Consider the following 4,327-nt stretch of genomic DNA (forward strand, 5'->3'; position numbering starts at 1 on the left):
CTCTTAGCTCGATCTCTTCTTCGTTTTCGGCAAGAATTTTGACATCCATACCTAAACTTTGAAGCTCTTTGATTAGTACTTTAAACGACTCCGGTACACCCGGCTCTGGTACATTCTCGCCTTTGACAATGGACTCATACGTTTTCACACGTCCAACCACGTCATCGGATTTAACAGTCAAAATTTCTTGGAGTGTATAAGCAGCGCCATATGCTTCAAGCGCCCAAACTTCCATCTCCCCGAAACGTTGACCACCAAATTGCGCTTTACCACCAAGTGGCTGCTGCGTAACAAGTGAGTAAGGACCAGTGGAACGAGCATGAATTTTATCGTCGACCATGTGCGCCAGTTTGATCATATACATGACCCCTACTGTAACTTCACGCTCAAACGATTCTCCAGTCCGACCATCATAAAGTACAGTTTTACCATTACGTTGCATACCTGCTTCTTCCATAGCATCGAAGACGTCATTCTCATGAGCGCCATCAAATACAGGAGAAGCTGCATGAATACCAAGATGTTTACAAGCCATACCTAAGTGAACCTCAAGTACTTGACCAATATTCATCCGTGATGGAACGCCGAGTGGGTTTAGAACAACTTCAACAGGCGTACCGTCTGGTAGGAATGGCATATCTTCTTCAGGCATTATTCTAGCGATTACCCCTTTGTTACCATGACGTCCGGCCATTTTGTCGCCTTCGGAAATTTTCCGTTTTTGAGCAATATAAGCACGAACTAGTTGGTTAACGCCCGGTGGCAATTCGTCACCGTTCTCGCGGGTAAACACTTTAACGTCAACAACAATTCCATCTGTACCATGTGGTACACGTAACGAAGTATCACGCACTTCACGAGCTTTCTCACCAAAGATAGCGTGAAGCAATCTTTCTTCCGCAGTCAGTTCTGTAACACCTTTAGGCGTTACTTTACCAACAAGGATATCACCAGCGCCAATTTCAGCTCCGACACGAATGATTCCACGCTCATCTAGGTTGCGAAGAGCTTCTTCGCCGACATTTGGAATGTCTCTTGTAATTTCTTCAGGTCCAAGCTTCGTATCACGAGCCTCGGACTCATATTCCTCGATGTGAATCGATGTATATACATCTTCCTTCACAAGCTTTTCACTAAGCAAAATGGCATCCTCGTAGTTGTAGCCTTCCCACGTCATAAATGCAACGACAACGTTACGTCCAAGCGCTAATTCGCCTTTTTCTGTGGAAGGACCATCTGCAAGAATATCACCCTTCTTGATGATATCGCCTTTGTTAACAAGCGGACGCTGGTTAATGCAAGTCCCTTGGTTAGAACGCATAAACTTATGAAGCTTATGTTTAACTAGATCTCCAGTAACCGGTTTGCCGTCGAGCATTTCAACACGACGAAGCCAAATTTCATTAGCGGACGAGCGTTCAATCACACCATCATACTTAGCTACGATACAAACTCCGGAGTCTTTCGCTGCTTTATGCTCCATACCCGTACCAACAAGTGGTGATCTTGGGATAAGGAGTGGAACCGCTTGACGTTGCATGTTCGATCCCATAAGCGCACGGTTGGAGTCATCATTTTCCAGGAACGGAATTAATGCTGTCGCAACGGATACAACTTGTTTAGGAGAAACGTCCATGTAGTCAACACGTTCTCTAGGCATTGTTAAGATGTTATCTGCTTGCTTATTGTAACGAACGATAGTGCTCTCTTCAGCAAACGTATCATCTGGATTCAAGACTGCATTCGCTTGTGCGATAACGTAGTTATCTTCTTCATCAGCAGTCATGTAATCAATTTGTTCTGTAACGACCCCTGTCTTTGGATCTACCCAACGGTACGGCGCTTCAATAAAGCCGTATTCGTTAATACGAGCGAAGGAAGACAAGGAGTTAATCAAACCGATGTTCGGGCCCTCAGGCGTCTCGATCGGACACATCCGTCCGTAATGTGAATTATGAACGTCACGAACTTCAAAGCCTGCGCGCTCCCTTGTCAAACCGCCGGGTCCGAGTGCAGATAGACGACGCTTATGCGTCAGTTCAGCAAGCGGATTCGTTTGGTCCATAAACTGGGACAACTGTGAGGAACCGAAGAACTCTTTGATTGAGGCAATAACTGGACGGATGTTAATTAGCGCCTGCGGCGTAATTGCATTCGCATCCTGAATCGACATTCTCTCACGAACAACGCGTTCCATGCGGGATAAACCAATACGGAATTGATTTTGAAGCAGCTCGCCTACAGAACGCAGACGACGGTTACCTAGGTGATCGATATCATCCGTGCTGCCTACACCGTGCAACAAGTTAATAAAGTAGTTTATGGAAGAAATGATGTCCGCTGGCGTGATATGCTTAACGGATTTGTCAATTATGCCATTCGCAATAACCTTAATAACTTTGCTCTCGTCGTACGGCGAGAATACACTGATCGTTTGCAGTGGAATACTATCTGCATCAAGTACACCATTAGCGACATGATACGTCTTATAACCTACGTCTTTCTCAAGCTTCTCGAGAATTTCATCCAGCAAACGGCGGTCAATCATTTGTCCGGTTTCAGCGATTATCTCGCCAGTTGTCGGATCAATTAAGTTTTCCGCTAGACGCTGATTGAACAGACGGTTCTTAATATGAAGCTTCTTGTTTATTTTGTAACGGCCAACGTTGGCCAAATCATATCGTTTTGGATCAAAGAAACGTGCTACCAACAAGCTCTTCGCATTATCCAAAGTTGGTGGTTCACCCGGGCGAAGACGCTCATAAATTTCAATCAGCGCTTTTTCCGTAGAATCCGTGTTATCTTTGTCTAACGTGTTGCGAATGTACTCATCGTGGCCAAGCAGCTCTAATATTTCTGCGTCAGTACCAAATCCAAGCGAACGCAAAAGTACCGTTACCKGTATTTTCCGGGTCCGGTCAATACGTACGTAGATAATATCTTTAGCATCTGTTTCAAGCTCAAGCCACGCACCACGGTTAGGTATAACCGTAGCAGTATAATTCTTCTTCCCATTCTTATCGACCTTCGTGCTGAAATACACACTTGGGGATCGAACCAATTGGCTGACTATGACACGTTCAGCACCGTTTATTATAAACGTGCCCGTCTCAGTCATAAGTGGGAAATCGCCCATGAACACTTCTTGTTCCTTTACTTCGCCAGTCTCCTTGTTGAAGAGTCTTACCTTCACGCGTAAAGGAGCCGCATACGTTACATCACGCTCTTTTGATTCATCGACCGAATACTTCGGTTCGCCCAAGCTATAGTCGATAAACTCAAGCGATAGATTGCCCGTAAAGTCCGAAATCGGAGAAATATCTTGGAACAACTCAATTAAGTCGCTTTCCAAAAACTTCTCATACGATTTTTGTTGGATTTCAATCAGGTTCGGGACTTCCAGCACCTCGTTGATCCTGGCGTAGCTTCTTCGCGTGCGCCGACCATACTGAACAAGTTGTCCTGCCAACTTAACCTCACCCCTCATGTCTGTCTCACAGCATCGATACTTACTGCGTCACCATAGACGGCATCAGCCGCCTGTATAGTCAAATAAAGAAAAGCCCTTTTCGAATGATTTCGAAAAAAGAGCATGTTCCGGCAGTTAACCAATCGCAGCGCGGCACGATAGTCTCATATCAAATAATTTTGCCCAAAACGTAAACATTATACGTCAAATGTGTAAATCTTATGCATTCCGCGCTTAAAAATCACACTTGACATTTTAGTTAACTAAAGAGATTGAGCCCAATTTAATGCTGACATTTTATAATGTTACCATATCCGAAATGTCAAGTCAATAAATATACATCGAATTTCAACAGAAATTTTAAAAACAACTTTTGTTTATTTCGATAAGCCTTTTACAGCTCGAAATATGCGATAGCCTTTATCCTTAGTTACTTCCTCAACATCACCGAATAAAGCTTGCAGCTTAGCTTCCGCCGAAGGTGCACCTTGCTTCTTCTGAATAACAACCCACATGCTTCCGCCCTGCTCCAGCAATTCATAACCTTCTTCAAAAATCCGATGCACAACCGATTTCCCAGCTCGTATCGGGGGATTCGTTATGATCGTAGTAAAAAGCTTGTCTTTAACAGACTCGTAGACATCACTTTGCAGAACAGACACATTGGAAATACCATTCAACTCAGCATTTTCCTTCGAAAGTTCAACTGCTCTTTCATTAATATCAATCATTGTGACATGACCATTAACAGCGAGCTTAGCAGCAGTTAAACCGATGGGCCCATAGCCACAACCGACATCTAACACTCGAGCATTTGATTCCAGCTCCAACGCATTGATTAAAACCTGACTCCCAAAG

The 4,327-nt window shown here is 44.2% G+C and carries 2 protein-coding genes; both read right to left on the minus strand.

Annotation, left to right across the window (positions count from 1 at the left end):
• On the minus strand, window positions 1-3,469 hold a 3,469-nt coding region (gene rpoB / locus AC1DWN_RS28855; protein ID WP_477562324.1), incomplete at its 3' end, for a DNA-directed RNA polymerase subunit beta.
• Between the two features lie 377 nt (window positions 3,470-3,846).
• Window positions 3,847-4,327 (minus strand): class I SAM-dependent methyltransferase (locus AC1DWN_RS28860; RefSeq protein WP_477562325.1); only part of this gene is annotated, 481 nt, incomplete at its 5' end.

The organism is Paenibacillus sp. P4_A7, from assembly GCF_056402455.1.